The following is a 5,250-nucleotide window of genomic DNA, read 5'->3' on the forward strand; positions in this document are numbered from 1 at the left end:
AAGTGATAAAGTAATTTCAGAAGATTGGCAAATGAAAATAGTTTTTATTTATAAACTTTATTTTTTAATGAGAGGCTTTCCGCCTCTCAAACTCTCCGGAACGCTCACCAAAATCATGAGATCAGACCGTTCTATCAAACTTATGTAAATGTGATCATTTCTGATTAAATATACTGTTGATTTCCTGCTTCTTTGAGGCTGGTTTCACCAAAGTTACAGGACATTGGCCAGAGCCTTCCTCTCCACAGGCTGATACGGTGGAACTCACCGCCAAGTTTTTTAAATTAATCGCGGCATTAATGTCTCGATCATGGTGTGTACCACAATGAGAACATCTCCACTCACGTATGCTAAGAGGTAATTGTTCAATCTTACATCCGCAATGATGGCAGATCTTACTGCTCGCATACCAACGATCTGCAATAACAATCTGTCGACCATAGCGTGCCGCCTTATATTCCAATTGACGGCGAAACTCGAAAAAACTTTGATCTGCAAGGGCACGCGATAAATGCTGATTTTTCAGCAAGCCTTTTACATGAAGATCTTCGAGACAAAATGTACCAAAACGCTGAATTAAATCTGTTGTAATCTTATGCAAATGATCTGTTCTGATATTGCTTATTCGTGCATGAAGCTTAGCGAGTTTTTGTTTCTCCTTATAACGATTGCTCGAGCCTTTTTGCTTACGGCTTAGCTTTCGTGATAAGCGTCGTAAACGATTTAGCAAAGCCTTATAAGGTTTAACGCTTCTTATGGTTTCTCCTGTCGAAAGCGTTGCAAGTGCATTGACGCCCAAATCAAGACCAACAATAGCTTGGTTCTCGCTCAGTGGCTCTTGATTATTGGTTTCAACGCTAAGACTTACAAACCACCGATCCGCTTTACGGCTAATGGTTACTGACAAGATCTTTCCTTGAAATCGCAATTGTTCTCGCAGACGAACCCAACCAAGTTTGGGAATTCTTATCTTGGAACCTTGCAACTGTACTTGATCATTGGTTAAAGTAAAACGATCGTGCACTCCTTTCTTTCTCAAAGTGGGATATCGGCTTCTTCCTGAAAAGAAATTCTTAAAAGCCATACCCAATTGAATAATTGCCATTTGTGGAGCATTTTTAGTGACTTCCATTATCCATGGAAATTGTTCTCGTTTTAGAGAATTGAATTGTCTACGTAGCGCATAGTCATTAGGCTTTGTAAATTATTATCTTTCTTCCATGCTTCATATTGCTGCTGCCATTCCTTCAGTGCCCAATTATAAGCAAAGCGCGCGCAACCACTGGCTCGAGCCATGTAGCTTCGTTGTTTATTGTTTAAGTCTAGAGCTATTTTGTGAGCAACAATCATTGCGATGCTTCTACAGCTTGACGAACATTCTCTAATAACTTTTGATTTTTTCTCGAACGACTTCCATAAAGACGAGCACTGAAGACAGTAATAATTTCTAAAACATCTTTGGTTAAATCTTCTTCAAAACTGCTTTCTTCTCCTTGATTGAGAATGACAACCTCAACTTGTTTGGCTTCACAAATGGCGAAGACCAATTCCGCACCAAAGCGCAATAAACGATCTTTATGCGTAATCACCAAACGACCTATTTCATTTTCAATGAGAGCATCCAACAAACGTTTAAGACCTTTTTTACGATAATTCATCCCTGACCCTAAATCAGAGATGAGTTCATAAGTCCACCTTGGCTTGCGCAATAAAGCTCGAGAACCTGTTTTTGTCGCTCTAAATCGTCTTTTTGATCATGGCTCGATACACGCGCATAAGCAATGGCTTTTCTTTGTGACAGTTCTCTCGAATGAAAAAGCTCAGGTCTAAGCTTGGATAGGTCATAACGACGGTGTCCTCCTGCCGTATGCTCAGAAATAATTTTGCCTTCACCTTCCCAACGGCGCAAAGTGCTAATCGAAACACCCAAAACTTGAGCGGCCTTACCTATCCCAATAAATCTATCCATAATGTATATTATTACAAAGATATAAATAGATTACAAGTAAGCTGTTAAAGCCCGCGTTTAATGAGGGGACTAACAATCCTAGGTTCTTAAGGTCAAGGAGACCATTACATGGCGCCTAACGGCGTCCTTGACCCCCAGAACTTAACGGCTTGTTTTGTCCCTCTCACGCGGCTCCGAAATCATGATTAGAAGGGGAGCTTATAGGGGGAGTGATATCAGGCATATCAATTTATCAAGGTGTTTTTAGAGTGTATGATGAGTATTTTAGGCTGGATTTTTTTGTCGCGTTTGATGAAATAATCTCGTTTGAGGGGTGATCTGAAGTGCTTGGGGGAGATTGGCTAGGCAAGAAGCTGGGGTAATACTATTGTTTATAGAGTGGTGCGGTGTGGAAGTTTCATTTGGCTTTATTCTGTAAATATGTAAAAGCGTAAAAACGTATATTCGTGAAAAAGGAGTAGAGGATTTGTGCATTGTGTATGCTTTTGGCATGGCATGGAATGTGGTGAGATAAATGGGGGAAAGAGTTTTTGTGAATGGAGTGGTAAGCTGGGATGAAGCCTGCGGGAGATTGAAGGGAGAAGAGAGTGTGGGGGCGGAATAGGAATGAACAGACTAGAGGGGGGTAAGAGGCGGTGGTGCGAAGGGATGCGTAAAGGATGGTGTGAAGGAGATAGCGCTTTGTTTTTATGGTACTTGATGAAGTGGTGTCATTTGAGGGGAATCTGAAGTCCGTGGGTGGGTGATCTGAAGTGCTTGGGGAGATTGGCTAGGCAAGAAGCTGGGGTAATACTATTGTTTATAGAGTGGTGCGGTGTGGAAGTTTCATTTGGCTTTATTCTGTAAATACGTAAAAGCGTAAAAACGGAAATGTGTAAAAAAGGAAAAGGCTTTATGTCGTTAGAGGCGTTGTGGTTAATGGTACGCAATGTATAGGGATCGTGTTTTCGAAGGTAGGAAGAACAACATAAATGGAAAGAATGGCTTAGAGGAAGCGTGTGAAGAGAGAGAAAATGGGGAAGGCTGTATGGGAAATGCGTAGAGTATGAAGTGTGGGGCAGTGAAGCATGTTGTGAATGGTGTGTGAAGAATGGAGAAGGTTTTTGAGAAAAGGAAGGGCTTCTGGCGTGGGGGGAGAGTGGTGTTTATCTGAAGGGCGCATGTTTAAGGTGTGGAAGGTGAGGAAAAGTTGGAGAGAGGATGATTGTGAGTAAGTTGTGGAGGGATTAGTCAGAGGTGTTGGGAAAATGCTTTAGGGGAAAAAATTAGCGTAATTTCTTGTCACACTGAAACCAAAATCATCATAAAAATTGAAGGAAATTAGCGGGTAAAATTGGTGGAAAAAAAGTTTTGATTCTTAAGGTGTGGGATGACGTTTTTTGAGAACATGAGAGAGTAAACTTGAAAAACCTTTCCCTTTTTGTGGAATTTTTATTCACAAACTTAAGAAAATAGGATATGAACGCTGGAAATAACGCGCAGCTTAACAAAATATGTGCACTGTAAAGGAAATGTTTGTTTATGTCAAAAGAAGAAGTTTTAGAATTTTCTGGTATCGTTACTGAACTCTTACCTAACGCGATGTTTCGTGTGAAACTGGAAAATGATCATGAAATTATTGCTCATACCGCTGGTAGAATGCGGAAAAATCGTATACGGGTGTTGGCCGGTGATAAAATCATGGTGGAAATGACACCTTATGATTTGACAAAAGGGCGTATTACATATCGCTATAAGTAGCCTCGTGGGTGGCTTGCACTTTTTTCTAAAAGCTATCATATTATTTCTATTATTTTTTAACAGTTTTTTAGTTTGCTTTTCATGAGTGAAAAAAGGGGAGTGTTTGAAGAGCCTTGAAAAACTGTAAAATCGATGCGGAAAAAGGATAAGGAGATCAATAGCGCTTAAAAGGGAGGCTAAAGGGGCGCTTAAAAGGGGGTGCTTAAGGGGGTGAGAGGGAAGTCAATTGTGAAGGGGTGGAAATGAGAAATATAAGAGAGTGGGGGGAAAAACGTTTGGCAGATACTCTTACAGAAGAAATTCATTTGGTGCTTGCCTCCGCTTCGCCAAGGCGTTTAGCGCTCTTGGCACAAATAGGGATTGATCCCCAGCAGGTTTATGCAAGCGATATTGATGAAACGCCAAAATTAAAAGAACATCCTGCAAACCTTGCCAAACGTTTGGCAAAAGAAAAAGCACTGAAAGCCCAAAAAATTTTGCGCTGGTACAGTCAGAATGGTCAAGACGAGTTGCAGAATGGTCAAGAAAAATTACCTGGACAGAAAATGATTATCTTGGCGGCTGATACGGTGGTGGCTGTTGGGCGGACCATTTTCCCCAAACCAGAAAGCGAGGATGAGGCTTATGAATGTTTACGATACCTTTCTGGGCGTTCGCATAAGGTCTATGGTGCCATTTGTGCGCTCAATGAACGTGGAAAAATAACCGTAAAATTGGTTGAAAGTCGTGTTCGCTTTAGACGCTTAACCTCTGCCATGATGAAGGCTTACCTTGCTTCAGGAGAATGGCAAGGGAAAGCAGGTGGCTACGCTATCCAAGGAAAAGCAGGGGCTTTTGTTGTCCATATCACGGGTTCTTATTCTAATGTTGTGGGATTGCCTTTGGCTGAAACAGCCGATCTCTTGACCGCTTATCACTATCCACTTTTCACTCACTGGGCTGAACAAACGCATTAGAAAAACTCTAAGGTAAGATCAATGCAAGGTGAAAAGCAACAAAAAGAGAAAAGCAAAAATGAAAAAAAAGCAACAGAAGAAAAGTTAATGAAGAAGCCAATGACAAAGGTGTGCCAAGAACAAAAAGAGCTAAATTTGCAAAAAGAGACCCGTCCTCCGCATCCTTGTCCTATTTGTGGTCAGATGTCACAAAAATCTTCTTATCCTTTTTGTTCCACACGGTGCCGAGCTATTGATCTTAATCGTTGGCTTTCAGGCTCTTATATTTTACCACCCCCACCACAAGTAAGTGATGAAGAAGAATAAAGAGTTCTCTTGAGAAAGAACGCTAAAGCGTTTTTTTGTGTGGAAACTGAAGGGGAGGCGCGCGGGATTATCGTAAATGTATTTAAGAGCTGGATTAACGGCTTGCTTATTATCGTCATTCGCAAAGACGCAGATTAAGTTCAATCAACGATGGAAGTTTTAATACATATCTAAGACTTATCTCCAGAGGTTTTGTTTACCATGGATAATTATAAATTGCTTTGTTGCATGAAGGTCGATGGAGCTTTGTTGCGTGAAAGTTGTTGGTGCCTTTAGGGT

At 41.0% G+C, this 5,250-nt stretch carries 5 protein-coding genes and 1 pseudogene; 3 read left to right on the plus strand and 3 right to left on the minus strand.

Going from position 1 to position 5,250, the window contains the following annotated elements; translation table 11 throughout:
- Window positions 1-154: 154 nt before the first annotated feature.
- The 3 genes and pseudogenes from ACFIL8_RS07435 to ACFIL8_RS07445 form a co-directional block, all read right to left on the minus strand.
- Window positions 155-1,132, minus strand: a complete 978-nt coding sequence (locus ACFIL8_RS07435; RefSeq protein ID WP_375689306.1) for an RNA-guided endonuclease InsQ/TnpB family protein — start codon at window positions 1,130-1,132, stop codon at window positions 155-157.
- Between the two features lie 23 nt (window positions 1,133-1,155).
- Window positions 1,156-1,350 (minus strand): helix-turn-helix domain-containing protein, encoded by a 195-nt coding sequence (locus ACFIL8_RS07440; protein WP_375620976.1) that lies wholly within the window; start codon window positions 1,348-1,350, stop codon window positions 1,156-1,158.
- Window positions 1,347-1,969, minus strand: a pseudogene (locus ACFIL8_RS07445) (IS607 family transposase). The gene ACFIL8_RS07440 and the pseudogene ACFIL8_RS07445 overlap by 4 nt, the downstream one beginning before the upstream one ends.
- A 1,521-nt stretch (window positions 1,970-3,490) precedes the next feature.
- On the opposite strand from ACFIL8_RS07445, the gene infA reads away from it, so the two are divergent.
- The 3 genes from infA (at window position 3,491) to yacG (ending at window position 4,971) form a co-directional block, all read left to right on the plus strand.
- Window positions 3,491-3,709 (plus strand): translation initiation factor IF-1, encoded by a 219-nt coding sequence (gene infA / locus ACFIL8_RS07450; RefSeq protein WP_004857577.1) that lies wholly within the window; start codon window positions 3,491-3,493, stop codon window positions 3,707-3,709.
- 242 nt (window positions 3,710-3,951) lie between these two features.
- A complete protein-coding gene (locus ACFIL8_RS07455) occupies window positions 3,952-4,665 on the plus strand; it encodes a Maf family nucleotide pyrophosphatase (RefSeq protein WP_375611669.1) in 714 nt (237 codons plus the stop codon).
- Window positions 4,666-4,686: 21 nt separating this feature from the next.
- Window positions 4,687-4,971 (plus strand): DNA gyrase inhibitor YacG, encoded by a 285-nt coding sequence (yacG, locus tag ACFIL8_RS07460; RefSeq protein WP_375611670.1) that lies wholly within the window; start codon window positions 4,687-4,689, stop codon window positions 4,969-4,971.
- The last annotated feature ends 279 nt before the right edge of the window (window positions 4,972-5,250 follow it).

Source organism: Bartonella sp. AP57NXGY, from assembly GCF_042195805.1.
GTDB lineage: Bacteria > Pseudomonadota > Alphaproteobacteria > Rhizobiales > Rhizobiaceae > Bartonella.